General features: G+C 42.9%; 26 protein-coding genes, 3 tRNA genes and 1 pseudogene. 26 read left to right on the forward strand and 4 right to left on the reverse strand.

Going from position 1 to position 24,078, the window contains the following annotated elements; genetic code table 11:
• The first annotated feature begins 18 nt into the window (after positions 1-18).
• The 4 genes from glnA to OCV72_RS13930 all read left to right on the forward strand — a co-directional run bounded on the left by glnA (position 19) and on the right by OCV72_RS13930 (position 4,086).
• The gene (gene glnA / locus OCV72_RS13915; protein WP_055284408.1) at positions 19-1,350 is read left to right on the forward strand and encodes a type I glutamate--ammonia ligase; all 1,332 of its coding nucleotides are present in this window, start codon (positions 19-21) and stop codon (positions 1,348-1,350) included.
• A 56-nt stretch (positions 1,351-1,406) separates the two neighbouring features.
• Positions 1,407-1,955, forward strand: coding sequence for an ANTAR domain-containing response regulator (locus OCV72_RS13920; protein ID WP_055284410.1), 549 nt, complete (start codon positions 1,407-1,409; stop codon positions 1,953-1,955).
• Between the two features lie 63 nt (positions 1,956-2,018).
• Positions 2,019-2,867 carry a diaminopimelate epimerase gene (gene dapF, locus OCV72_RS13925; protein WP_055284412.1) on the forward strand — a complete coding sequence of 283 codons (849 nt, stop codon included), beginning with the start codon at positions 2,019-2,021 and terminating at the stop codon, positions 2,865-2,867.
• A gap of 4 nt (positions 2,868-2,871) precedes the next feature.
• On the forward strand, positions 2,872-4,086 hold the full coding sequence (locus OCV72_RS13930) for an LL-diaminopimelate aminotransferase (protein ID WP_055284415.1): 1,215 nt from the start codon (positions 2,872-2,874) through the stop codon (positions 4,084-4,086).
• A 106-nt stretch (positions 4,087-4,192) separates the two neighbouring features.
• On the opposite strand, the gene OCV72_RS13935 is transcribed toward OCV72_RS13930, so the two are convergent.
• Entirely contained in the window at positions 4,193-4,993 is an 801-nt protein-coding gene (locus OCV72_RS13935; RefSeq protein WP_055284417.1) for a MerR family transcriptional regulator, read from the reverse strand.
• Positions 4,994-5,107: 114 nt separating this feature from the next.
• Between OCV72_RS13935 and OCV72_RS13940 the strand changes: the two genes are divergently transcribed.
• The 4 genes from OCV72_RS13940 to OCV72_RS13955 all read left to right on the forward strand — a co-directional run bounded on the left by OCV72_RS13940 (position 5,108) and on the right by OCV72_RS13955 (position 6,929).
• Positions 5,108-6,421, forward strand: coding sequence for an MATE family efflux transporter (locus OCV72_RS13940; RefSeq protein WP_055284419.1), 1,314 nt, complete (start codon positions 5,108-5,110; stop codon positions 6,419-6,421).
• A 93-nt stretch (positions 6,422-6,514) separates the two neighbouring features.
• Positions 6,515-6,585 (forward strand) — tRNA-Gln (locus OCV72_RS13945).
• A 134-nt stretch (positions 6,586-6,719) separates the two neighbouring features.
• Positions 6,720-6,790 (forward strand) — tRNA-Gln (locus OCV72_RS13950).
• A gap of 65 nt (positions 6,791-6,855) precedes the next feature.
• A tRNA-Pro gene (locus OCV72_RS13955) sits at positions 6,856-6,929 on the forward strand.
• A 123-nt stretch (positions 6,930-7,052) separates the two neighbouring features.
• Here OCV72_RS13955 and OCV72_RS13960 read toward each other — a convergent pair.
• Both OCV72_RS13960 and OCV72_RS13965 read right to left on the reverse strand, forming a co-directional pair.
• A complete protein-coding gene (locus OCV72_RS13960; RefSeq protein ID WP_055284421.1) occupies positions 7,053-7,574 on the reverse strand; it encodes a nitroreductase in 522 nt (173 codons plus the stop codon).
• A gap of 77 nt (positions 7,575-7,651) precedes the next feature.
• A complete protein-coding gene (locus tag OCV72_RS13965; RefSeq protein WP_006428443.1) occupies positions 7,652-8,032 on the reverse strand; it encodes a metal-dependent transcriptional regulator in 381 nt (126 codons plus the stop codon).
• Positions 8,033-8,285: 253 nt separating this feature from the next.
• Between OCV72_RS13965 and OCV72_RS13970 the strand changes: the two genes are divergently transcribed.
• The 16 genes from OCV72_RS13970 (at position 8,286) to OCV72_RS14045 (ending at position 21,056) form a co-directional block, all read left to right on the forward strand.
• Positions 8,286-8,495, forward strand: a complete 210-nt coding sequence (locus OCV72_RS13970) for a FeoA family protein (RefSeq protein WP_055284423.1) — start codon at positions 8,286-8,288, stop codon at positions 8,493-8,495.
• 57 nt (positions 8,496-8,552) lie between these two features.
• Complete coding sequence (locus tag OCV72_RS13975; protein ID WP_006428445.1) at positions 8,553-8,771, forward strand: FeoA family protein; 219 nt, start codon at positions 8,553-8,555, stop codon at positions 8,769-8,771.
• A 70-nt stretch (positions 8,772-8,841) separates the two neighbouring features.
• Complete coding sequence (gene feoB / locus OCV72_RS13980; protein ID WP_055284425.1) at positions 8,842-11,025, forward strand: ferrous iron transport protein B; 2,184 nt, start codon at positions 8,842-8,844, stop codon at positions 11,023-11,025.
• 61 nt (positions 11,026-11,086) lie between these two features.
• Complete coding sequence (locus OCV72_RS13985; protein ID WP_022415935.1) at positions 11,087-11,296, forward strand: FeoB-associated Cys-rich membrane protein; 210 nt, start codon at positions 11,087-11,089, stop codon at positions 11,294-11,296.
• Between the two features lie 14 nt (positions 11,297-11,310).
• Positions 11,311-11,472, forward strand: coding sequence for an ACS family MFS transporter (locus tag OCV72_RS13990; protein ID WP_138376016.1), 162 nt, complete (start codon positions 11,311-11,313; stop codon positions 11,470-11,472).
• Between the two features lie 12 nt (positions 11,473-11,484).
• A complete protein-coding gene (locus OCV72_RS13995; protein WP_055284427.1) occupies positions 11,485-11,847 on the forward strand; it encodes a heavy-metal-associated domain-containing protein in 363 nt (120 codons plus the stop codon).
• 20 nt (positions 11,848-11,867) lie between these two features.
• Entirely contained in the window at positions 11,868-12,269 is a 402-nt protein-coding gene (locus OCV72_RS14000; protein ID WP_022415938.1) for a transcriptional repressor, read from the forward strand.
• Between the two features lie 161 nt (positions 12,270-12,430).
• On the forward strand, positions 12,431-12,769 hold the full coding sequence (locus OCV72_RS14005) for a DUF6110 family protein (protein WP_055284429.1): 339 nt from the start codon (positions 12,431-12,433) through the stop codon (positions 12,767-12,769).
• Positions 12,770-12,873: 104 nt separating this feature from the next.
• On the forward strand, positions 12,874-14,952 hold the full coding sequence (locus OCV72_RS14010; RefSeq protein ID WP_055284432.1) for a heavy metal translocating P-type ATPase: 2,079 nt from the start codon (positions 12,874-12,876) through the stop codon (positions 14,950-14,952).
• 177 nt (positions 14,953-15,129) lie between these two features.
• Positions 15,130-15,696 carry a DUF3793 family protein gene (locus OCV72_RS14015; RefSeq protein ID WP_055284435.1) on the forward strand — a complete coding sequence of 189 codons (567 nt, stop codon included), beginning with the start codon at positions 15,130-15,132 and terminating at the stop codon, positions 15,694-15,696.
• A gap of 34 nt (positions 15,697-15,730) precedes the next feature.
• Entirely contained in the window at positions 15,731-16,153 is a 423-nt protein-coding gene (locus OCV72_RS14020; protein WP_055284437.1) for a flavodoxin, read from the forward strand.
• A 344-nt stretch (positions 16,154-16,497) separates the two neighbouring features.
• On the forward strand, positions 16,498-17,799 hold the full coding sequence (eno, locus tag OCV72_RS14025; RefSeq protein WP_330376619.1) for a phosphopyruvate hydratase: 1,302 nt from the start codon (positions 16,498-16,500) through the stop codon (positions 17,797-17,799).
• Positions 17,800-18,021: 222 nt separating this feature from the next.
• Complete coding sequence (udp, locus tag OCV72_RS14030) at positions 18,022-18,804, forward strand: uridine phosphorylase (protein ID WP_055284441.1); 783 nt, start codon at positions 18,022-18,024, stop codon at positions 18,802-18,804.
• Between the two features lie 18 nt (positions 18,805-18,822).
• Positions 18,823-19,272, forward strand: coding sequence for a cytidine deaminase (cdd, locus tag OCV72_RS14035; RefSeq protein ID WP_055284443.1), 450 nt, complete (start codon positions 18,823-18,825; stop codon positions 19,270-19,272).
• A 10-nt stretch (positions 19,273-19,282) separates the two neighbouring features.
• A complete protein-coding gene (add, locus tag OCV72_RS14040; protein ID WP_055284445.1) occupies positions 19,283-20,251 on the forward strand; it encodes an adenosine deaminase in 969 nt (322 codons plus the stop codon).
• Positions 20,244-21,056, forward strand: coding sequence for a purine-nucleoside phosphorylase (locus OCV72_RS14045; protein ID WP_055284447.1), 813 nt, complete (start codon positions 20,244-20,246; stop codon positions 21,054-21,056). The genes add and OCV72_RS14045 overlap by 8 nt, the downstream gene beginning before the upstream one ends.
• A 104-nt stretch (positions 21,057-21,160) precedes the next feature.
• Here the strand turns inward: OCV72_RS14045 and OCV72_RS14050 are convergent, their stop codons facing one another.
• Positions 21,161-21,619 (reverse strand): hypothetical protein, encoded by a 459-nt coding sequence (locus OCV72_RS14050; RefSeq protein ID WP_207643418.1) that lies wholly within the window; start codon positions 21,617-21,619, stop codon positions 21,161-21,163.
• A gap of 86 nt (positions 21,620-21,705) precedes the next feature.
• Here OCV72_RS14050 and OCV72_RS16830 point away from each other — a divergent pair.
• Both OCV72_RS16830 and OCV72_RS14060 read left to right on the forward strand, forming a co-directional pair.
• A pseudogene (locus OCV72_RS16830) lies at positions 21,706-22,139 on the forward strand (phosphopentomutase); the annotation flags it as partial.
• 370 nt (positions 22,140-22,509) lie between these two features.
• Complete coding sequence (locus OCV72_RS14060) at positions 22,510-23,952, forward strand: RyR domain-containing protein (protein WP_055284449.1); 1,443 nt, start codon at positions 22,510-22,512, stop codon at positions 23,950-23,952.
• The last annotated feature ends 126 nt before the right edge of the window (positions 23,953-24,078 follow it).

Below are 24,078 nucleotides of genomic sequence, written 5' to 3' on the forward strand. Positions count from 1 at the left end.
CGAGTGGAGGTCAGTAGAATGAATAATTATACAAGAGAAGATATATTAAGAATGGTAGAAGAAGAGGATGTAGGATTTATCCGTCTGCAGTTTACCGACATTTTCGGAACCATGAAAAACATTGCAATTACCACAAGTCAGTTAGACAAAGCCCTGAATAATGAAATTATGTTTGACGGTTCGTCTATTGAAGGATTTGCAAGAGTGGAAGAGTCCGATATGTATCTGTATCCGAATCTGAATACATTTGAGATATTTCCGTGGAGACCGCAGCAGGGAAAGGTTGCAAGACTGATCTGTGATGTCTATAAACCGGATGGAACGCCATATGAAAGTGATCCGAGATATATTCTGAAAAAGGTCATGGCCGAAGCAAAAGAGATGGGGTATGAATTCAATGTGGGACCGGAGCTGGAGTTCTTTTTATTCCATACAGATGACGACGGACTTCCGACTACGCTTTCTCATGAAAGTGCCGGATACTTTGACCTTGGGCCTTTAGATCTGGGCGAGAATGCAAGACGTGATATGGTTCTGACGCTGGAGGATATGGGATTCGAGATCGAATCTTCACATCACGAGGCGGCACCGGCACAGCACGAAATAGATTTCCGTTATGATGAGGCGCTGACAACTGCAGATAATATTATGACATTCAAGCTGGTTGTAAAGACGATTGCCAAGCGTCATGGATTACATGCGACATTTATGCCAAAGCCGAAGTTCGGTATCAATGGTTCTGGCATGCATCTGAATATGTCGATCAGCAGGGATGGAATCAATGTATTCCAGGATGCGAAGGATGAGTATGGACTCAGTAAAGAAGCATATTGCTTTATCGGCGGAATCATGAAACATATGAAAGCGCTGACATTTATCACGAATCCAAGTATCAATTCCTACAAACGTCTGATTCCGGGATATGAGGCACCGGTATACATCGCATGGTCTGCAAAGAACCGTACACCATTGATCCGGATTCCGGGAAGCCGCGGAGAGTATACAAGAGTAGAACTTCGTAATCCGGATCCTTCAGCGAATCCTTATTTGGCGTTGGCGGTATGTCTTGCGGCGGGTCTTGACGGGATCAAACAGGGCTTGATGCCTCCGAAAGCAGTCAACCGCAATGTATATGAGATGACGGATGAAGAACGTAAGATCTTTGGAATTGAGAAACTGCCGGGAAGTCTGAGAGAGGCAGCAATAGAATTCCAGAAGGATACCTTTATCCAGGAGATATTAGGGGAAGATCTTTCCAAAAAATACATCGAAGCAAAGACCAGAGAGTATTATGAGTATAGAATTCAGATTACAGACTGGGAGCTTGAAAAATATCTGCACTTACTGTAATACGATTTTGCACTTAACAGAAACGCGCAAAAGAGTATCTGACAGGAGGTGGCAGAGTGACAGGGATTATTGTTGTATTCCCGAATAAAGATAATGCAACAAATATCAGAAATCTGCTTGCCAGGGGCGGTATGGATGTAATTGGCGTGTGTTCCACCGGTGCACAGGCTATGCACTATGCAGATACCGTGGATAACGGGATCGTGGTCTGCGGTTACCGCATGAAAGATATGATGTATACACAGCTGCGGGAATATTTACCGGATTCGTTTGAAATGCTCCTGATCGCATCGCAGGATAAATGGAGCAGCGGGGATGTAGAAGGAATTGTAGGGCTTTCTACCCCAATCAAGGTATACGACCTTATGAATACCATGAACATGATGCTTCAGTCCATGGACAGAAAACGAAAAAAACGGAAGAAAGAATCAAAGAATCGTGATCCAAAGCAGCAAGAGACGATCCGCAGGGCAAAGGAACTCCTGATGGAACGTAATAATATGTCTGAAGGAGAAGCACACCGCTATCTTCAGAAGAGCAGTATGGACAGTGGAACGAATATGGTAGAGACAGCAGAGATGGTACTGAGCATTATGGCAGAGTAAGAGATGAAAGAGTAAACATATTATAGAGAAAACGGATGCAGGAAAGGCAGGAAGAAAGAACAGATGAAATTTACAAAGATGCATGGACTTGGCAATGATTATGTCTACGTCAACTGTTTTGAAGAAAAGATTGACAATCCGCCGGCGGTGGCAAGATTCGTCAGTGACAGACATTTCGGTATTGGTTCTGACGGACTGATTATGATCAATCCGTCAAAAACAGCTGATTTCGAGATGGAGATGTACAATGCAGATGGTTCACGAGGCGAGATGTGCGGCAACGGAATCCGTTGTGTGGCGAAATATGTCTATGATTACGGGCTGACCGATAAGACACAGATTTCCGTGGAAACACTTGGAGGAATAAAATATCTGGATCTTACCGTAGAAGACGGGAAAGTGTCACTGGTAAAAGTAGACATGGGAAAACCGGAACTTGAGGCTGATCTGATTCCAATCATATCAGAGCGGGAACAGGTGATCGACGAACCAATTGAGGTGGATGGGAAAGAGTACCATATGACAGGAGTATCTATGGGAAATCCGCATGCAGTTATCTATGTGGATGATGTAAAGGGACTGGATCTGGAAAAAATCGGACCAAAGTTCGAGAATCATGAAAGATTTCCGAAGCGTATCAATACAGAGTTTGTGCACTGTATCGACAGACAGACGGTAGAGATGCGTGTGTGGGAACGCGGCTCGGGTGAAACCCTTGCATGTGGAACCGGAGCATGTGCCGTAGCTGTCTCCAGTATATTAAATAACTTGACAGATACACAAGTTACGGTAAAATTATTAGGTGGAGACTTGCAGATCGAATGGGACAGAGAAGAGGATCGTGTATTTATGACAGGACCTGCAACAGTTGTATTCGACGGCGTGATAGACATTACAGAGATAAAGGAGTAAGAAGATGTTTAAAGTAAACCAGGATTATTTGAAGTTACCAGGAAGTTATCTGTTCTCAACAGTAGCAAGAAAACAGCGTGAATATCAGGCAGCACATCCGGAAGCCGAGATCATTAAGCTGAGTATCGGCGATGTAACACAGCCTCTGGCACCTGCAATTGTTGAGGCTCTTCACGGGGCAGTTGATGAGATGGCACATGCAGAGACATTTCATGGATATGCACCGGATCTTGGATATGAGTTCTTAAGAAGCGCAATGGCGAAGAATGATTATCAGGCAAAAGGATGCGACATCAAAGCGGATGAGATCTTCATTTCCGACGGGGCAAAAGAAGACTGCGGTAATATTCAGGAGATTTTCTCGAAAGACAGCAAGATCGCTGTGTGCGACCCAGTATATCCGGTTTATGTAGATACAAACGTTATGGCAGGACGTACAGGTACATATGATGCTGCAGCAGGAACATGGAGCAATGTCATCTATATGCCTTGTACAAAAGAGACGAACTTTGCACCGGAGCTTCCAAAAGAGACACCGGACATCATTTATCTGTGTTTCCCGAACAACCCAACAGGATCTACGGTAACAAAAGAACAGCTTCAGACATGGGTTGATTATGCAAATAAAACAGGCGCAGTGATCATCTATGATGCTGCTTACGAAGCATATATTTCAGAAAAAGAAGTGCCGCATTCTATCTATGAGTGCGAGGGCGCAAGAACATGTGCGATCGAGATCAGAAGTTTTTCTAAGAATGCTGGATTTACAGGAGTACGTCTGAGTGCAACAGTAATTCCAAAAGATATCAAGTCAGGAGATGTTATGTTACATTCTCTGTGGGCAAGACGTCACGGAACAAAGTTCAATGGAACTTCTTATATCATTCAGAAAGCAGGAGAGGCTGTATACTCTGATGCGGGAAAAGAACAGTTGAGTGCACAGGTTGCTTATTACATGAACAATGCCAAAGTAATCAAAGAAGGACTCAAAGATGCCGGATACAATGTATCAGGCGGTGTCAATGCACCATATATCTGGCTTGAGACACCAAAGGGAATGACATCATGGGATTTCTTCGATTATCTGCTTGATAAGGCTAATGTAGTAGGTACTCCTGGATCAGGATTCGGACCAAGTGGAGAAGGATATTTCCGCCTGACTGCATTTGGAACCTATGAGAGTACAGTTGCAGCGATTGAGAGAATTAAGAAGATGTAATAAAAAAACGGCCGGTATTCCTATGCTGAAAAAAGTACGGGATACCGGTTTTTTTAACGTTATGTGTTCCGCAGATGGCGCCACAACAAATGCAGAGAGAGGCGGATCAGAATTTCGAATATATTCTTAGCTGAAGTTCTGTAATATGTTCGCGGATATCTGCTGATTGATGATTGTCTACCCAGATCAGTTCCAGAATAGGTCCATCAGGAACAAGACCATGACCATTTGCATAGTTGAGAAGTTCTGGAATATAAGTGGTGTTCTGACGGTAATCACCTGCATAGGTGAAGGTAAGATAAGTACCGCCGCGGAGACAATACTCTCCCGAATTATCAATGATAAACACTCCAGAATAATTTTCATACTGTCCTTTCTTTATTTCTTCTAACGGAAGAAAAGATCCGATGTTATGGTTGCTGATAATATAAAGATTTTCTGTATTTTTATTCAACAACTGTTTTACCAGAAGATCCATTTCTTCGTCTGTGTGGTAGGGAATATGCAAGGTATGGCAATAACGGTCGGGAAACGTCTGCAGACGGATTTTAAGCAGTGCCTGGTCTTCTGCACCGGATAATGTCAGAAGCCGTTCTTCTACATTTTTCTGAAGACGGTTTAATTCCTGAATCTGCTGATGGATGACATCCAGTTCTTCTGTGAGCAGCTTACGCGTGTTCTCAACGCTTCGATTGTCCATGTATTCCCGGATTTTTTCCATAGGAAATCCCAGACGTCTCAGATCACGTATGATATTCAGACGCCACAGATCATCAAGCGTATAGAGCCGGTAATTATTTTTTCCGCGTTTTGGAGCCAGAAGTCCCAGCTTCTCATAATAGCGGAGAGAATCCGGTCCGATGTTGTATAGTTTGGATATTTCGTTGATCTTAAAAAACTGTTTCATATATTCACCTGTTGAAAACAAAATTCTGTTGATACATAATACTTGACCTTAGTATTATACCAGGGTTTAGACTATGAATGAAAGAAAAACAGGTAAAAGAAATGAGGTTTTAATATGAGACTCGAAGGAAAGTCTTTGAAGAGTGATTTTTTGCGTTTTATCATCCCGTCAATTATCGCCCAGTGGGTATTCTCGCTTTATACCATGGTAGATGGTATCTTTGTGGCAAGAGGGGTATCGGAAGTGGCACTGACAGCGGTGAATATCTCCATGCCGTTTACAACAGGACTGTTTTCTGTCTCCATCCTGTTTGCAGTCGGAAATTCGACGATTGTGGCAATCTTTCTAGGACAGGGGGAAAAACAGAAGGCGAACGAAGTCTTTACGCAGAATGTGGTCTTATTATGTATCCTGTCGGTGTTGATTACAATACTGGTTATGATATTTCTGGATCCATTTGCAAGATTCCTTGGAGCAACGGATCATATTCTTCCATATGCGAGAACATATATTGGAACGATCGCACCATTTTCTGTAGTATATATCCTATCTTATTCATTTGAGACGCTGATCAAGACAGATGGCTATCCAAAGCTTGCGACAATCTATGTGACATCCGGGGCCGTGCTGAACTGTATCCTGGATTATATTCTGGTCATGGTGCTGCATAAAGGCGTCTGGGGTGCGGCATTTGCTACCGGGATTTCGCAGGCAGCAGTGATCCTCTTGTATCTGTGGCATTTTCTGGGACCGAAAGGAACAATAAGATTCTCGAAGTTCCATCTGATGCCATCGGAAATCGGGAGGCAGATCCGTAACGGCATGTCTTCCGGGATAACAGAATTCTCAAGTGGGATTATCATCTTCTTTTTTAACCAGGCAATCCTGAAATATATAGGAGAATATGCATTGGTAAGTTATACGATCATCTCATATGTGAATACGATCGTTGTCATGTCCATGGCAGGCATTGCGCAGGGAACCCAGCCACTGATCAGTTACTACTATGGAAAAAACGAATCGGAAAAAAATAAGAAGCTTCTGAAGTATGGAATGGTGGCAGCTGCGGCAGGTTCCGTGGCGGCTGTGCTCATATGTTATGTTGGAGCAGAAAGTATTGTGGGATTGTTCTTAAAAGAGAGTGAAGCATCTCTGAGTGTATATTCGGTGCGGGTGCTCCGTATCTTTATCCTGTCATTTCTGCTTGCGGGACTCAATGTGGTTCTGGGAGGATATTTTACCTCTGTGGAAAAGGCTGGATTCGCAACGATGATCTCACTTACCAGAAGTCTGATCGCACTGGTGATCAGTCTGGTATTTCTGACAGCTGTGTTTGGAGGAGAAGCTATCTGGTGGGCACCGCTGATCGCGGAGAGCTGCTGTCTGGTGTTATCAGCCGGGTTATATCAGTGGTACAGAAAAAAATAATTTTTTTAAAAATATCTATTGACTTTTCTCTGTAAACGAGTATAATTAATATTCGCTGGACAACTTAAGGACAGCAGAGAAAAGTCTTATTGATGCGGATTGGTGTAATGGCAGCACAGCAGACTCTGACTCTGTTAGTAGAGGTTCGAGTCCTCTATCCGTAGTTATGATGCCGGGTACTTCATTAAGAAGTATCCGGTTTTTTGTTATAGAAAAAAATCAAAAATACCTATTGACTTTTTTGAAAAAATTGGTATAATAATATTTGTTCGCTGAACAATGCAGAACATCACACTGATGCGGATTGGTGTAATGGCAGCACAGCAGACTCTGACTCTGTTAGTAGAGGTTCGAGTCCTCTATCCGTAGTTCCTTGGCAGGGGCGCCGGATACTTTTTAGAAGGTGTCCGGTTACTTTTAAAAATTGTATATATCGGAGTGTGGCTCAGCTTGGTAGAGCGCTACGTTCGGGACGTAGAGGTCGCGTGTTCGAATCACGTCACTCCGATTGAATGATACAGTATCTGATATGGGTACTGTATTTTTTATATAATAGGAAACCGGCATAAAAAAGAGGAATTCCGAAGATTATATTGATCCGGGATTCCTCTTTTTTGTTCTCATTATTAATTTAATCTACATAATACACATAATTCTCTTTGCGAGGCTTCGCTTTAGGAATATCCGCAGCAGGATATCCGAGCACACAATGCCCGATACCTTCATAGTCACCTTCCACGCCCCATTTCTTAAGAAGTACTTTTCCCTCTTCCGATGCGAAGACTTCTTTCGCACGGTGGATCCAGCAGCTTCCGATTCCAAGAGAAGCAGCGGCGTTCATCAGATTCCCCATAACAAGGCTTCCGTCATAGATATATGTCGGTCTGTTCTTATCAGCTAATACAACCAGGACAACCGGTGCTCCGTAGAACGGATCTGTATCAGTTCCCATGACATCCGCATTCATTTTGGAAAGCTGATCACGGGTTGCCTTGTCGGTAACAGCAACAATAATCGGTGATTGCATTCCCATGCCGGTTGCGGCATAAGTGCCTGCTTCAAGAATCAGATCCAGATCTTCTTTCGGGATCATGTCCGGTTTGTAGCCGCGTACACTGCGGCGTTCGATCATGTTTTTAATACTTTCGTTCATAAATCAAGACTCCTTTAGAATACAGTGAAAAAATAAAATCTCATAATATAAAAAGAAAATAAAACGAAACGGATGATTTACACTTCTTTGTTCTCGTATACATGTCTCTTGATCGCTTCGAAACTTTCTTTACTGATCACATGCTCCATCTTACATGCATCGGCAGCAGCAACATCCGCAGGTACGCCGAGATGTATCAGCCAGGATGATAAAAGGGTATGGCGTTCGTAAATCATATTTGCAATCTCCAGACCGGATGGTGTCAAATGGATAAATCCCTGTTCATCTACTTTAATATGTTCCTTTTCGCGAAGATTCTTCATAGCAACACTGACACTGGATTTCTTAAAACCAAGCTCATTGGCAATGTCTACGGAACGCACTACGGGCAGTTTCTGGCTTAAAATCAGAATTGTTTCAAGATAGTTCTCGGCAGATTCATTTAATACATTGCTCATAATAAGTCATTCCTTCCTTTATACGTTAACATTGAGTTTAGTATAACATAGTTAGTTACGACTGGCAAACGGAAGAAAAAACTTATTGAGAAAAAATAATCAATAAAATAAAAAAAAGTGGTTGACAGCTAACAAACGTTAGCATATACTAACTATTACAAGGGATAATGAAAACATTTATCATTATCAAAATCCTTGGGAAATTACATGGAAAGATGTAAAAAATACTACATAAAGAAAATGAGGTGTTATTATGCCGCTTACAATGGCCGGTATCGGTGAAACAAACACAATCTCGCGTATAGGCGGAAATGAAGAGACAAGACGTTTCCTGGCGAATCTTGGATTTGTCGCAGGAACAGAAGTTGTTGTACTGTCGAAGATCGGAGGCAATGTGATCGTAAATGTCAAAGACTCCAGAGTGGCAGTAAATGAGGATATGGCGCGGCACATCATGGTTTAGTACCGGGGTGTCTGCTGTATTATAGATACTAACAATCTAAGGAAAGGAGAAACAGCAATGACTTTAGGTGATGCAAAAGTTGGAAGTACAGTTGTTGTAACGAAGATTGAAGGGGACAGCGCATACAAGCGCCGTATTATGGACATGGGCATTACAAAAGGAAGCGAGCTGTATATCAGAAAGGTAGCTCCACTTGGAGATCCTGTAGAGATTACAGTAAGAGGCTATGAGCTTTCAGTAAGAAAAGACGATGCCCAGTGTGTTCAGGTAAAATAAGACTTACCGAAGGAACTGACAGATACATATTGTCGCATTAGAATTTACACGTTCAAGGAGGTAAATAGGAATGGGAATCAAGATCGCACTTGCGGGAAACCCAAACTGTGGTAAAACCACAATGTTTAACGCTTTAACGGGTGCCAACCAGTATGTTGGTAACTGGCCAGGTGTTACAGTAGAGAAAAAAGAAGGAAAATTAAAAGGAAAGAGAAAGAACGATGACATCATCGTAACAGACCTTCCGGGTATCTATTCTCTTTCGCCGTACACATTGGAAGAAGTAGTCAGCCGTGATTATATCTTAAACGATAATCCGGATGTTATTATTGATCTTGTAGATGCAACGAATATTGAACGTAACCTGTATCTTACTACACAGCTGATCGAGACAGGTGTTCCGGTGGTTATTGCACTGAACATGACAGACCTTCTGGAGAAGAGAGGAATCAAGATCGATACAAAGAGACTTTCTATGTTGTTAGATTGCCCGATCGTTGAGACTTCTGCCCTGAAACAGACAGGACTGGATGCGCTGGTTGAGACAGCAATCAAAGTGGCTAATAAAAAAGAAGTTGATCTTCCAAGAGAAATCTTCTCTAAAGAAATGGAAGCAGCAGTTGCAGACGTAAAAGGGGTTCTCCCGGATACAATCTCAGAAGACAAGAAGAGATGGTATGCAGTGAAATTCCTTGAGAACGACAGCAAGGTTGTAGAAAGCATGAATCTTTCTGCAGCAGCAAAAGCAGCAGTTGATAAAGACAGAAAAGAACTTGAGACAAAACATGACGATGATATGGAAAGTATCGTAACAGATGAACGTTACAAATTCATCCAGAAGATCGTTGAGACAACAGTTAAAAAAGGAAAAGACAAATTAACAACATCCGATAAGATCGACCGGATCGTTACAAACCGTATTCTTGGTATTCCGATCTTTATCGCAGTTATGTTTATTGTTTACTACATTTCCGTAACAACAATCGGTACAATTGTTACAGACTGGACGAATGATACATTCGTAGGTGCAATTCAGGATATCGCTTCAAAAGGACTTGAAGCAGCCGGCGTAAGCAGCGTAATCGAAGGATTGGTAGTTGATGGCATCATCGGCGGTATCGGAGCCGTACTCGGATTCGTACCACAGATGGCAATTCTGTTCCTCTTCCTTTCTATCCTGGAAGACTGTGGATATATGGTACGTATCGCATTCGTTATGGACCGTGTATTCAGACACTTCGGACTGTCTGGTAAGAGCTTCATTCCACTTCTGATTTCATCCGGTTGTGGTATTCCTGGAATTATGGCTTCTAAGACCATTGAGCAGGACAATGACAGACGTCTGACAATCATGACAGCAACATTCATCCCATGCGGAGCGAAGTTACCGGTTATCGCATTAATGGGTGGAGTTATGGCAAGTTACGCAACCGGAAGCTATACAGCAGGCGGACTTATGGCGCCAATCATGTATTTTGTAGGTATCGTAGCAGTATTAGTAGCAGCAATCATCCTGAAGAAGACAAAACCATTCTCAGGAAAACCGGCACCATTCGTTATGGAGCTTCCACAGTATCATGTTCCACAGGCTAAGACAGTTCTTCTTCATGTATGGGAAAGACTGAAAGGCTTTATCATCAAAGCCGGAACGATCCTGTTCCTTGCATGTGTAGTTATGTGGTTCCTTGGCGGATTCGGATTTACGAACGGTGGATTCGGACTTGTAGATGACAGTGCAGACAGTTTACTTGCAGTAATCGGCGGATTTATTGCACCAATCTTTGCACCACTTGGATTTGGAGAGTGGCAGCCGGTAGCAGCTTCTCTTTCCGGATTCACAGCAAAAGAAGCGATCGTTTCAACAATGGGTGTACTTGCTAATGTAGCAGAGAGTAAATCAGAAGATACGGTAACAGTAGCTCAGGCAATCCAGTCATGGTTCCCGAGTGCAGTAGCAGCATTTTCATTCCTGTTATTCAACCTGTTAGATTCACCTTGTCTGGCAGCTATCGCAACGATGGCACAGCAGATGCAGTCTAGAAAATGGTTCTGGTTTGCAATCCTGTTCCAGAATGTATTTGCTTATCTTGTAACACTTTGTGTATACCAGATCGGTACATTAGTAACCGGCGGCGGATTTGGAGTTGGTACAGCAGTGGCATTTGTGGTAGTAGCTGTCATGCTGTTCCTGTTGTTCAGACCTGATCCGTATAAAGATCAGAAAGTTTATTCCAAACGTTCTGTAAATGCATAAGTAGAGCGGACCGGACGTAACTCATTTACGTCCGGATTTCCCTTTGAAGGAGGCAGTTTTCATGGTAGCCATTTTAGCAGATATCATTATTTTAGCATTAATATTAGGGTATTGCGCATACCTGGTATACGGAATTGTGAAGAGATTTAAAAATGGAGTCATCCAGGGATGCGGCGGCAGCTGTGCCGGATGCAGTGGATGCGGTGGTGGATGCTGCAGTTCAGATCCTGATGAAGTGAAAAAAATGATCGAAAATATGTATGGTAAATAAAGGAGTTGGCAGTCATGGGCAATTCGACAGGCTCTATGTTCTACCTGTTCGTGATCGTGATCGTCCTTTACATTGTCGGTGCTTCTATCTATCAGGCATTTCTCTGGTTCAGGAAATGGCAGGAGAAAAAAAGAGACGAAAAGTTCAGCATGGATAATGAGGAGAACAAAGAATAGAGGGATAGAGATATGGCAGATATTATAGTTGTATTAATCGTGATCGTTCTTCTTGGATTTGCATTAAGAGGAGCAATCAGGCATTTTAAAGGTGACAGTCCCTGCTGTGGCGGCGGAACCGGTATCATCAAAACTGACGATAAAGAACTGAAGAATCCGGTGATCGGAAAGAAGACAGTTCATATCGAAGGTATGACCTGTGAGCACTGCGTACAGTCAGTAAAGAAAGCGTTAAATGAGATAGAAGGTGTTTCGGCAAGAGTGGACTTACAGAAGAAAGAAGCAGTGGTGTCTTATGACCGTGAGATTGAAAATGATGTTTTGAAAAAAACAGTTGAAAAAGCAGGATTTCAGGTTGTTTCTATAACAGAGTAGATACGATAGGAGGATGACAGGTGGATAAGGCAAAAGAAGCGATTGTACAGAAACTAAAAGCCAGTGGATGCAGGATCACCAAGCAGAGACTGATGCTTCTGGATATTATACTGGAAGAAAACTGTTCCTGTTGCAAAGAAATCTATTACCGCGCATCTCGGATCGATCCAAGCATCGGAACAGCAACCGTATACCGGATGATCAACAAGCTGGAGGAAATCGGAGCAATCAATCGAAGAAATATGTATAAAGTAGCATGTGATCCGGACTGTGACCTGCAGAATGCATGTACGGTTGAACTGGACGATGATACGATCAAGCATCTGTCTGCAAAGAACTGGAATGCTGTGATACAGGCAGGACTGAAAGCATGTGGTTATGTAGAAGATCAGAAAGTACGGAACATAACAGTGCAGTCATAAATATGTTGTTGAAAAAATTTATCAATAGCTTGAAAATATTTGAAAAGGACATTCTTTGGTGTTATAATTTGCAGAAACAAAAATGACTGCCGGACACAAATGAAGGGATGTCCTTTTTGTTATAGTGTTTAATTAATAAATATACAATGGAGGGAATACATATGTTAAATTTAAAAGACATTAATTGGAAAAAACCAGGACTTTTTGCAGCAGGAGTAGCTTTCGGAACAGCAGGAATCAAGATCCTGACAAGTGATGATGCAAAGAAATTATATACAAACTGTACAGCAGCCGTATTAAGAGCAAAATCTTGTGTGATGAAGACTGCAACAAGCGTTCAGGAGAATGCAGGAGATATTTTAGCAGAAGCAAAGCAGATCAATGAAGACAGAGCAGCAGAGGCAGAAGCAGAAGTTGTAGATGATTTTTGCGAGACAGAAGAGACAGCAGAAGATACTGCTGAAGCAACAGAAGATACTGCTGAAGCAACAGAAGAATAAAAATCTGGCACAGAAGATAAAGAAAAGTTGCCGGAAATACATAGACACAGGCACCTGCGGAACATCTGCAGGTGCTTTTGTAAGACTAGCAAGAGGTGACAAGAGTGAAATTTAAGGTTAAGCATGAGATAAGAGGAAGAATCCGTATCCACATGGAGCAGAAACGCATGACTCATGAACAGGCGGACATTCTTCTCTTTTATCTGCAGAATATAGACGGCGTATTCCGCGCAGATGTCTATGACAGAACGGCGGACGCAACGATTCATTATAAGGGAAACAGAGAAACAATCATCGAAGGACTTCGCAGATTCCGTTATGAGGAAGTAGAAGTGCCGAATGGCCTGTTAGAGACATCCGGAAGAGCAATGAATGCAGAGTATCAGGAGAAACTGGTGGATAAGATTCTGTTCCATTATGGAAGAAAATTCTTACTGCCATATCCGATCTCAGCAGCATATACAACCATTATGTCTGCAAAATATATCTGGAAAGGTATTAAGACACTGATGGAAAGAAAACTGGAAGTCCCTGTACTGGACGCTACGGCAATCGGTGTCTCTATCTTAAGAAGTGACTTTGATACTGCGGGATCTGTGATGTTCTTACTTGGAATCGGAGAACTTCTGGAAGAGTGGACACATAAGAAATCAGTTGATGATCTGGCAAGAACCATGTCACTGAACGTCGGAAAAGTATGGCTGAAGACAGAAGACCAGGCCGTCCTTGTTCCGTCAAGTAAGATTAAAGCAGGTGATCAGGTAGTAGTCCATATGGGAAATGTAATTCCATTTGACGGTGAAGTTGTGGACGGAGAAGCAATGATCAATCAGGCTTCTCTGACAGGAGAATCTGTGCCGGTAAGAAGAACAATTGGAAATTATGTATATGCAGGAACTGTTGTGGAAGAAGGAGAGGTCACAATTAATGTAAAGGCTGTCGGTGGATCCAGTCGTTACGAAAAGATTGCGGCTATGATAGAAGATTCTGAAAAATTGAAATCAGGTCTGGAAAGCAGGGCAGAACATCTGGCAGACAAACTGGTTCCGTATTCTCTTGGAGGAACAGCACTTACCTGGCTGCTTACAAGAAATACGACAAAAGCATTGTCTATTCTGATGGTAGATTTCTCCTGTGCTTTAAAACTTGCGATGCCAATCTCCGTACTCTCTGCGATCCGCGAAGCAGGTATGTATAAGATTACAGTAAAAGGTGGAAAATATCTGGAAGCAGTTGCCGAAGCAGATACCATCGTATTTGATAAGACGGGAACACTGACAAAAGCAAAACCGACAGTGGCAAAAGTGGTATCATTCAATGAAATGAATGAAGATGAACTGCTCCGTATTGCTGCATGCCTGGAGGAACATTTCCCGCATTCTATGGCAAAAGCAGTTGTCAGCGCAGCAAAGGCAAAACATCTGGATCATGAGGAGATGCATTCAAAAGTGGAATACATCGTAGCCCATGGAATTTCCACACAGATCGAAGGAAAGAAAGCTGTTATCGGAAGCTATCATTTTGTATTCGAAGATGAAAAGGTAATCATTCCAGATGGTAAGAAAGAACAGTTTGATAATCTGCCGGAAGAATATTCGCATTTGTATATGGCGATTGAAGGAAAACTTGCAGCAGTGATCTGCATCGAAGATCCGTTACGTGAAGAAGCAGCAGAAGTAATAAAGGAACTTCGTGAAGCGGGATTAAGTAAGATTGTTATGATGACCGGTGACAGTGAACGTACCGCAAAAGCAATTGCAAAACGCGTAGGCGTGGATGAATACTATGCGGAAGTACTGCCGGAAGATAAGGCAAGTTTTTGTGATAAAGAAAAAGCAGCAGGGCGTAAGGTTATTATGATCGGTGACGGTATCAATGATTCACCGGCTCTTTCCGCAGCAAATGTAGGAATCGCGATCAGTGATGGTGCAGAACTTGCAAGAGAGATCGCAGATATTACCGTTGGTGCAGATAATTTAAGAGAACTGGTAACTTTAAAGAAGATCAGTAATGGCCTGATCAAGCGGATCAGCCATAATTATCACACGATTGTTGGATTCAATGCGGGACTGATCGCACTTGGTGTATGTGGTGTGATCATGCCGACGACTTCAGCATTGTTACATAATACATCGACGCTGCTGATCGGACTTAAGAGTATGCAGAATCTTTTAGATGAGTAAAAAAATATCTTTATAAATAAAAATAAAATAACAGATAAGAAAATAAAAAGAAGCTTGATGAAATAAATTTTCATCAAGCTTCTTTTTTACACATAATTCTTGACAGTCTGGAAAGAATGATATAGTATTCAAATATAGATTGTTAGATAGCACTAACATTCGTTAGGAGGAACTAAGATGGCGAACAGATATCTGATCGAAAAATGTCTGGTGGAGCATTGCTCGGCAACACTTGCATCAATGAAATCAGCAAATTTATTCAATATGACATTTGTTGATGATACGGATATAGAAGAACAGATTGAGTTTTGGAATCAGTGCATGAAAGAAAAAGGTATCCGTCTCTATATATTACGGAGACAGGAGAACCGCGTATTGGTTTATGTCTATCGTAAAAAACAGCTCGAGGTCAGTCTGAACCGGCCGGGAGTGGCGAAGTTCCTAAAACAATACGGATATGGAAGCACGGATGTGGAATATGCACTGGACAGGTTGAAATCAAGAATCGGCGAAAACAATGAATTTCCACATGAAATCGGAATTTTTCTCGATTATCCACTGGGAGATGTGATCGGCTTTATTTTAAATGAAGGGCGCAACTTCAAGTGCGTGGGATGCTGGAAGGTATATTGTGATGAGTGCGCATGTCGGAAAACATTTGCAAAATATAAAAAATGCAGAGATGTCTATGTACGCCTCTGGCAGCAGGGAAGAAGTGTTTTGCAGCTCACAGTAGCTGCCTGACATATAAAATTATCAATGAAAGAGGTAGAAAACAATGAGTAAAATTGCAGTAGTATATTGGAGCGGAACAGGTAACACAGAGGCTATGGCAAACGAAGTAGCAGAAGGAGCAAAGGCTGCCGGAGCAGAAGTAGATGTATTAACAGCTTCCGAATTCGGTGCAGATAAGATGGATGCTTACGATGCGGTAGCATTCGGATGCCCGGCTATGGGAGCAGAAGAACTGGAAGATAGCGAATTCGAGCCGATGTTCTCGGACTGCGAAGGAAAGCTTGGTGGAAAGAAGATCGCACTCTTCGGATCTTACGGATGGGGAGACGGAGAATGGATGCGTACATGGGAAGAGACATGCAAAGGTGACGGAGCTGTTCTTGCGTGTGAGAGTGTACTTGCAAACGAAGCACCGGATGATGATGCGGTGGCAGCTTGTCAGGCACTTGGAAAGGCACTTTGCTAGCCAGGGGGGGACGTGAAAAGTGGCTTTTTGTCTGTCACAGGTGGCTTGGTTTCAGAAATGAAACATCCGACATACAGATATATCCTTTGGGCGGTAATCAGAAGAGGTTCTGGTTGCCGCTTTTTTCCATGCATTCGAAAGCAGAAAATGTCTTCGGTCAATGTTCTATCGGTTAATTTTCTCATTTTTAATTAAAAAAATTCCTTGATTTACCCAAAAATGTTATGATATGCTAATATCAGTTAGGAATACCTAACTAGTGTGTGAATAAATCATGGCAGACTCCTTCTGTCTCGTCCCTGAGCAAGAGAGACAGAAGTGGTTCCATGGGAAAGGATCTTGACATGGAGAATTTTTTAGCAATTGAGAAGGTTATTGGAAGAGAGATTATTGATTCGAGAGGTAATCCGACGGTAGAGGCAGAAGTATATCTTCTGGATGGAACGGTAGGAAGAGGTGCGGCACCAAGCGGCGCATCCACAGGGGAATTCGAAGCACTGGAACTGCGTGACGGAGATAAATCTCGTTTCGGCGGAAAAGGTGTAACCAAAGCCGTAGAGAATATTAATACAGTGATTAACGATGCACTGAAAGGTGTAGATGCATCAGACATTTATGCAGTAGATGCAGCAATGATCGCAGCAGACGGAACAAAAGATAAATCAAACTTAGGTGCAAATGCAATCCTTGCAGTATCGATTGCGAGTGCACGTGCAGCAGCAAATGCACTGGAGATTCCACTTTACCGTTTCCTCGGCGGCGTAAATGGTAACAGACTTCCGGTACCTATGATGAATATATTAAATGGCGGTGCACATGCAGCCAACACCGTAGATGTACAGGAATTCATGATCATGCCTGTAGGAGCACCAAGCTTTAAAGAAGCACTCCGCTGGTGTGCAGAAGTATTCCACGCACTGGCAGCATTATTAAAATCAAAAGGTCTTGCAACATCCGTAGGTGATGAAGGTGGATTCGCACCCGACCTTGCATCCGATGAAGAAGCAATTCAGTACATCTTAGACGCAGTAAAAGATGCTGGATATGAGCCTGGAAAAGACTTTATGATTGCTATGGATGCAGCATCTTCTGAGTGGAAAGGTGAGAGGAAGGGTGAATATGTACTTCCAAAGGCAGGTACAAAATTTACTTCCGAAGAACTCATCGAGCACTGGAAGAAACTGGTAGACAAGTATCCGATCATCTCTATTGAAGATGCATTAGACGAAGAAGACTGGGAAGGATGGCAGAAACTGACAGCTGAACTTGGAGACAAAGTACAGTTAGTCGGAGACGATCTGTTCGTAACGAATACAGAAAGACTTTCCAAAGGTATCAAACTTGGATGCGGTAACTCAATCCTTATCAAGTTAAACCAGATCGGGTCTGTATCAGAGACACTGGAAGCAATCAAGATGGCTCATAAAGCCGGCTACACAGCTATCTCATCTCACCGTTCCGGAGAGACAGAAGATACAACAATTGCAGACCTTGCAGTAGCACTGAACACCTGCCAGATCAAGACAGGAGCACCTTCAAGATCAGAACGAGTTGCAAAATACAATCAGTTACTGAGAATCGAGGAAGAGCTCGGAGCAAGTGCTGTATATCCTGGAAAAGCAGCATTTAATGTGAAGAACAGATAATATCGGCAATATGCCGGAAGCCAATGGGAACGGGGAAAATGTTTTTTTCCCCGTCCCCGCTGGCTTTTTTTGTGGTGTTATTTGGAAGCTATTTTGAAAAAGTCAGAAAATAAAATTATTTTGGCCTGAATTGTGATAAAATAAAGGTAAGATTAAAGACCAGAGGGGACAGAAAAAAGGCTGGGAAACCCCGTCCCCACTGGCTCGAAAGGAAGGATCGGTATGAAAAATTATTCAGAAGATATAAGCAGACAGTATCATATTCAGGTTGCCAAAGGTGAAGTCGGACGCTATGTGATCATGCCGGGAGACCCGGGAAGATGTGAAAAGATAGCGGAATATTTGGAAAATCCGGTTCTGGTTGCAAGTAACCGGGAGTTTACGACTTATACGGGAATGCTGGATGGTGAGAAAGTCAGTGTGACATCGACAGGAATCGGAGGACCGTCGGCAGCAATTGCAATGGAAGAACTGGTACGCTGCGGAGCAGATACATTTGTCCGGATCGGAACCTGCGGTGGAATGCAGCCGGAAGTAAAAAGCGGTGATATTGTGATCGCAACCGGTTCAATCCGCATGGAAGGGACAAGCAAAGAATATGCACCAATCGAATATCCGGCAGTTGCCAGTCTGGAGGTAACGAATGCACTGGTGCAGGCTGCAAAAGAAGATGGCTGCACTTGGCATACAGGAGTGGTACAGTCAAAGGATGCATTCTACGGACAGCATGAACCGGAAGCAATGCCTGTCGGCTATGAACTGCTGAACAAATGGGAAGCATGGAAGAAGATGGGGTGTCTGGCTTCCGAGATGGAATCAGCGGCACTTTTTATAGTGGCCGGTAAATTGCGTGTCAGAGCAGGGGCATGCTTTTTGGTTATGGCAAATCAGGAAAGAGAGAAACTCGGACTGGAAAATCCGGTGGTACATGATACTAATATGGCAGTCCGGACTGCAGTAGATGCAGTGAGAAATCTAATCCGGTGTGACAAAGAAAAAGAATAACAGAAGAAGGGAAACAAGATGGGGAAGACAGAGAATAGAAACAAGCCGAGGTATAATCCAAAACAACTGATCGAAATTTCAATAGGACAGTTAAAGTATTCTTACACACCTTATTCAGGATTCAAAGTCGGAGCTGCATTATTGGCGAAAAATGGAAGCGTATATACGGGATGCAATATTGAAAATGCAGCATATACACCGACAAACTGTGCAGAAAGGACAGCATTTTTTAAGGCAGTAAGTGAAGGCGTGAAGGAATTCGATGCGATCTGTATTGTAGGAGGAAAAGATGGGGTCTTGACAGAATATGCACCGCCGTGCGGAGTGTGCAGACAGGTAATGATGGAGTTCTGTGATCCGGAAACATTTCAGATCATTCTTGCAACAGATCTGGAACATTATGATATCTATACGTTAAAAGAGTTATTACCGTTGGGATTCGGACCTGGGAATCTGAAAAAAGAATAAGGGGGAAATCATGACAGCAGAAGAATTAAAAGCATTGCCAAAGGTCGAGCTGCACTGTCATTTGGACGGATCGCTGAGCTACACATTTATAGAAAAAAGACTGGGACGGAAAGTGTCACAAAGTGAGCTCAGTGTATCTGACGACTGCAGAAGCCTGAATGAATATCTGCAGAAATTTGATCTTCCGGGGAAATGTATCATGAATGAAGCCGGACTGCAAGAAGCTGGCTATGATGTATTAAGAAGTATGAAACAGGAAAATGTCTGCTATGCAGAGATCCGTTTTGCACCGCTTCTGTCTGAGACGCAGGATATGAACTGTAACAAAGTTATCGAAGCATTGCTTAACGGACTGGAAAGAGGAAAGAAAGATTTCGGTATAGAGTATGGAGTAATTACCTGTGCCATGCGTCATCACAGTGAAGAAGAGAATGCCAGGATGATCCGGACTGCAAGAGCATATCTGGGATATGGAGTATGCGCGGCAGATCTTGCAGGAGCAGAAAGCCTGTATCCGATGTCAGAGTTCATGGAACTGTTCAAAAAGACGAAAGCACTTGGCATGCCATTTACCTTACATGCAGGCGAATGCGGGAGCGTACAGAATATCCTCGATTCAGTAGAAGCCGGAGCCAGAAGAATCGGACACGGAATTGCCATGAGAGGGCATGCCGATATACAGAAAGAATTGCAGAAAAAAGGCATCGGTATCGAGATGTGTCCGATCAGCAATCTGCAGACAAAAGCGGTTGAAAGCACAAAGGATTATCCGATGCGGGAGTTCCTGAATGCCGGATTAAAGGTAACGGCAAATACCGATAACCGTACAGTCAGCAATACGACACTGACAAAAGAACTGGAATTTATCCAGAAGAATTATGGAATCACCGATGAAGAGATTCATCTTATGATGAAGAACGCAGTGGATGTGGCATTTGCGGATGATGCAGTGAAAGAAAGGATGTTGAAGTATGTATAAAAAACTGGAAAAATGTTTAAAAAGCATAAGAAAAAAGACGGATTTCAAACCAGAAAAAGCAGTCATCTTAGGATCCGGTCTCGGAGATTATGCCGAGAAGATCCAGATAGAAAAGATCGTAAAATATGCAGACATCGAAGACTTTCCGGTATCGACCGTTCAGGGGCATAAAGGTCAGTTTGTCTTCGGATATGTGAAAGATGTTCCGGTCGTACTGATGCAGGGAAGGGTACATTATTATGAAGGGTACTCCATGCAGGATGTTGTACTCCCGACCAGACTGATGGGGATGATGGGAGCAAAGAAGATTCTTCTGACTAATGCTGCAGGCGGAGTCAATCCATCATTCAGACCGGGTGACTTTATGCTGATCACAGATCACATTACAACAGCAGTGCCAAGTCCGTTGATCGGGCCGAATATCGAAGAACTCGGAACCAGATTCCCGGATATGAGTGAGGTATACAGTAAAAATCTTCAGAAAATCATCCGTAAAAGTGCAAAAGACTGCGGAATACCACTTCAGGAAGGTGTATACGTACAGCTGACCGGGCCGAATTACGAGACACCGGCAGAAATCCGAATGGTCAGAAGCTGGGGCGCAGACGCAGTCGGTATGAGTACTGCATGCGAAGCCATGGCAGCCAGACATATGGGAATGGAAGTGTGCGGAATCTCCTGCATTACGAATATGGCAGCAGGCGTCAGCGATGCAAAACTTAACCACGCCGAAGTTCAGGAGACGGCGGACAGGGTGGCGAAAGATTTTGAAAAACTGGTGACAGATGTGATAGCGGCCATTTGATTCTTCAGGCATTCTATATTCACGGAATAAAAGGGGATGTGAAAAACTCAATCGAGTTTTTTCACATCCCCTTTTTAGGAGGTCTGGGTAGCCGGTCTGGTAGATTAAATGGAATACTTCAATTCAAACATCTCCGCCGGTATATAATGCTTACTAACCACAAGTATCTCCTCATTCTCATCATACACATTTTCATGTGTCATAAGGAAAGAATCATGGCTGGACAGTTTATAATTCTTTGCAGAGAAGTTTCCGGTAGTAGAATACGTAACACAACGACTGCAGTGAGGGTCTTGTTCATAACAGGTATGTTCCAGAAAATTCAGCAGGGCATCCGTGCTGTTCAGGTCAATCTGCAGTCTGCCGACCAGCTCGATCGGGATAAAACTTAAAGAATACGCAATGGTATGTCCCTCATGCTTATACCAGCGGTCGACGATGACAACAGCAGCCGTATAGTGGTCAAAGTTGTCTAAAATTGATTTTGATGGCGGCTCAATACGGAAATCCAGTTCAACACTGTCCAGTTCTTCCTGACAGCTGTCATAAACAGGGTGAGTCATAATGTTGTCAAAAAATTCTGGAACAGGAATGCAAATACGTTACTGTTCCAGATATTTGATATACGAGAATTAAGAAGGTGTATAATATGAACGAAAAGAAATATAAAAGAATATTTACCGTAGTCATAGATTCACTCGGCGCCGGAGAGATGCTGGACGCCGTTTCTTATGGTGATGCGGGGACAGATACCCTTGGACATATTGCGGCAAATGTAGAAGAGTTTAAAATTCCGAATCTGCAGAAACTTGGAATTGCTAACTTAAAAGATCTTGCAGGTGTTGCACCTGTAGAAAAACGTTGGCTTATTATGGAAAATTAAGAGAAGCAAGCAACGGAAAAGACACCATGACCGGACACTGGGAGATGATGGGACTTCACATCACAACTCCGTTCAAGACATTTACAGAGACAGGATTTCCAAAGGAACTGATCGATGAACTGTCAAAAAGAACCGGACGTACGATCATCGGTAATAAGAGTGCCAGCGGAGCAGAGATCCTGGACGAACTGACAGAAGAATGGGAGAAAACGTATTGCAGGAGAAGAAAGAGATAGAGTAAGAAAAAGCTTTGTTGTTTTGTGGGAGACGAGACGGCAAAGCTTTTTTTATTTTATGTGGAATCTTCTTTAACGCTCCGGATAAATCAGATTGAACTTGGAATCCCATCGGCAATTGCAGTCAGCACAGGATAGGACCTTGTAAGTTTATTCCGATCGGTGATAGCCGCCATAATGCATTAAATAGAAAATATATGCAGAAATATAAAGATGTGATAGAATTTGACTGAATCATTGATTTTATTGTACCAGGGATCTTATATACATTGAAGATCAGATTCCGTTGATGTACTATATTGTACAGGCGGTAAAAAATCATAGGAGAAAGAGAATGAAAGAGAAGAAAAGCAATATAGGAAAATATCTGCTGATTCTGGTTCCGTTTGTTATGGGTGTTACAGGATTTACGGTTCTGGATGGTCAGCCGGTGGTGGATTCGCTGTTTCTGAGTATGGAGATGTATTTCCTGAATTATTCGGATTCACCGCCGAATATACTGATCGAGATCGCCAGATGGACAGCACCGCTTATGACGGCCAGCGGAGTTCTGATGTCGATATCAAAGATCCGTGGAAAGATATTGCAGTTGCTGCGGTATTACCGCGGAGACAGCATTGCCGTATATGGGGATAATATTCACCGGAAAGAAATGGTACAGGCACTGGGATCCTGCGGGATAGATGCCGGAGAAGACTGGGAGTGGGTGAAAGCGAAGAAATACCTGCTTCTTGGAAATGAGGACGAGAATTTCCTGTTTTACGGACAGCACAGAGAAGCATTTGCGGGGCATACCGTTTATCTGAAATCCGAAAATCTTGCGGCAGAGGGAATCCTGGATCCGCATTTACGCCTGTTTTGTCCGGAAGAAACGGCGGCTAGATTATACTGGAGAAGGAATTGCCTGTATGAAACCTCTTGTGCACACGGACATCGTTTGCAGATTGTATTTCTGGGATTCGGACTTCTAGGGGAAAAACTTCTGGAATATGCACTGCAGGATAATATTTTTGACCCTAAACAGCGGATCGAGTATCATATCTTTGGAGACGGAGCAGAATTTCAGGCTTCGCACAGAGAACTGTCCCAGATGAGTGACCCGGTGATCTTTCATGCAGAACACTGGTATGAGAACATACCGCTTCTGGAATCTGCAGACAGGATCCTTCTGCTCCCGCAGAAAGGGCAGCTTGGAATGGCAGGAAAGCTTCTGGCATCTACAACGGGTACAGCTTTTGAAGTATTTACGGTGGAAGACGATGGATTTGAACTGTTATCGGGAAGAGAACGTCTGCATGTAGTGGAATGGGAAAAAGAAGCATGGAATCCGGCCAACGTACTGGGAACAGAGATGTTCGAGCATGCAAAGAAATTGAATCTTCATTATGCACATCTGTACGGAGGTGTGGAGGAAAATTCGGAAAATATGGAACTGGAATGGGGAAAACTGGATGGATTTACGAGATATTCCAATGTCAGTGCAGCCGATTATCATAAGATACGGGTACATATGATGAAGACAGACGGATGGAGTATGGATGCTGCCGGACTGAGCCAGAAACAGATGGAACTTCTGGCTGAACTCGAACATATCCGGTGGTGCAGGTATCATCAGTTTCACAACTGGCGAATGGGAATTCCGAAAAATGGTGTGAGAAAAGATGCCACGCTTCGGATCCACAAGGATCTGATACCATATGATGAATTGACGGAAGAAGAAAAGGAAAAAGATAAGGATAATATCCGGATGCTGCTGAAGTTGTTTGCAGAAAGTTAAAAAAACAGGATAACATTTTTGCGTAGAAACACCACCCCGAATGATATGCTACCCTCATATAGGACAATGAAATATAAAAGTCCTATATGGGGGTATTTTCATGTTCAGAAAGAGTAAGATAGAACC

Origin of the sequence: Dorea amylophila, from assembly GCF_025567265.1 — a bacterium.
GTDB classification, from domain to species: Bacteria; Bacillota; Clostridia; order Lachnospirales; family Lachnospiraceae; genus Dorea_A; species Dorea_A amylophila.

Coding starts and splice junctions, on each gene's coding strand:
- glnA (WP_055284408.1), top strand. CDS start 19: ATGAATAATTATACAAGAGAAGATATATTAAGAATGGTAGAAGAAGAG.
- dapF (WP_055284412.1), top strand. CDS start 2,019: ATGAAATTTACAAAGATGCATGGACTTGGCAATGATTATGTCTACGTC.
- OCV72_RS13930 (WP_055284415.1), top strand. CDS start 2,872: ATGTTTAAAGTAAACCAGGATTATTTGAAGTTACCAGGAAGTTATCTG.
- OCV72_RS13935 (WP_055284417.1), bottom strand. CDS start 4,993: ATGAAACAGTTTTTTAAGATCAACGAAATATCCAAACTATACAACATC.
- OCV72_RS13940 (WP_055284419.1), top strand. CDS start 5,108: ATGAGACTCGAAGGAAAGTCTTTGAAGAGTGATTTTTTGCGTTTTATC.
- OCV72_RS13960 (WP_055284421.1), bottom strand. CDS start 7,574: ATGAACGAAAGTATTAAAAACATGATCGAACGCCGCAGTGTACGCGGC.
- OCV72_RS13965 (WP_006428443.1), bottom strand. CDS start 8,032: ATGAGCAATGTATTAAATGAATCTGCCGAGAACTATCTTGAAACAATT.
- OCV72_RS13970 (WP_055284423.1), top strand. CDS start 8,286: ATGCCGCTTACAATGGCCGGTATCGGTGAAACAAACACAATCTCGCGT.
- OCV72_RS13975 (WP_006428445.1), top strand. CDS start 8,553: ATGACTTTAGGTGATGCAAAAGTTGGAAGTACAGTTGTTGTAACGAAG.
- feoB (WP_055284425.1), top strand. CDS start 8,842: ATGGGAATCAAGATCGCACTTGCGGGAAACCCAAACTGTGGTAAAACC.
- OCV72_RS13985 (WP_022415935.1), top strand. CDS start 11,087: ATGGTAGCCATTTTAGCAGATATCATTATTTTAGCATTAATATTAGGG.
- OCV72_RS13990 (WP_138376016.1), top strand. CDS start 11,311: ATGGGCAATTCGACAGGCTCTATGTTCTACCTGTTCGTGATCGTGATC.
- OCV72_RS13995 (WP_055284427.1), top strand. CDS start 11,485: ATGGCAGATATTATAGTTGTATTAATCGTGATCGTTCTTCTTGGATTT.
- OCV72_RS14005 (WP_055284429.1), top strand. CDS start 12,431: ATGTTAAATTTAAAAGACATTAATTGGAAAAAACCAGGACTTTTTGCA.
- OCV72_RS14015 (WP_055284435.1), top strand. CDS start 15,130: ATGGCGAACAGATATCTGATCGAAAAATGTCTGGTGGAGCATTGCTCG.
- OCV72_RS14020 (WP_055284437.1), top strand. CDS start 15,731: ATGAGTAAAATTGCAGTAGTATATTGGAGCGGAACAGGTAACACAGAG.
- eno (WP_330376619.1), top strand. CDS start 16,498: ATGGAGAATTTTTTAGCAATTGAGAAGGTTATTGGAAGAGAGATTATT.
- udp (WP_055284441.1), top strand. CDS start 18,022: ATGAAAAATTATTCAGAAGATATAAGCAGACAGTATCATATTCAGGTT.
- cdd (WP_055284443.1), top strand. CDS start 18,823: ATGGGGAAGACAGAGAATAGAAACAAGCCGAGGTATAATCCAAAACAA.
- add (WP_055284445.1), top strand. CDS start 19,283: ATGACAGCAGAAGAATTAAAAGCATTGCCAAAGGTCGAGCTGCACTGT.
- OCV72_RS14045 (WP_055284447.1), top strand. CDS start 20,244: ATGTATAAAAAACTGGAAAAATGTTTAAAAAGCATAAGAAAAAAGACG.
- OCV72_RS14050 (WP_207643418.1), bottom strand. CDS start 21,619: ATGACTCACCCTGTTTATGACAGCTGTCAGGAAGAACTGGACAGTGTT.
- OCV72_RS14060 (WP_055284449.1), top strand. CDS start 22,510: ATGAAAGAGAAGAAAAGCAATATAGGAAAATATCTGCTGATTCTGGTT.